1 pseudogene is annotated in these 292 nt (G+C 75.0%); it reads left to right on the top strand.

What is annotated here, in order from left to right:
* Positions 1-292, top strand: a pseudogene (locus ACLBYB_RS33300) (amidohydrolase); the annotation flags it as partial.

Genomic DNA, 292 nt, shown 5'->3' on the forward strand with positions numbered 1-292 from the left:
GAGACCGGGACGCCCGGCCGCGTGCGCTACTACGGCTGCCCGGCGGAGGAAGGCGGCGCCGCCAAGGCCTTCATGGTCCGCGCCGGCGCCTTCGCGGGCGCCGACATCGCGATCACCTGGCATCCGGGCAGCTTCTGGGAGGTGGCACCGCCGGTCGCCCTCGCCAACACCCGGGCCGACTTCGTCTTCACCGGCCGCACCGCCCACGCGGCGGCCGCGCCCCATCTCGGGCGGCCGGCGCTCGACGCCGTCGAGCTGATGAGCGTCGGCGTGAACTACATGCGCGAGCACA

The sequence above is a fragment of the Methylobacterium sp. D54C genome (assembly GCF_053345595.1).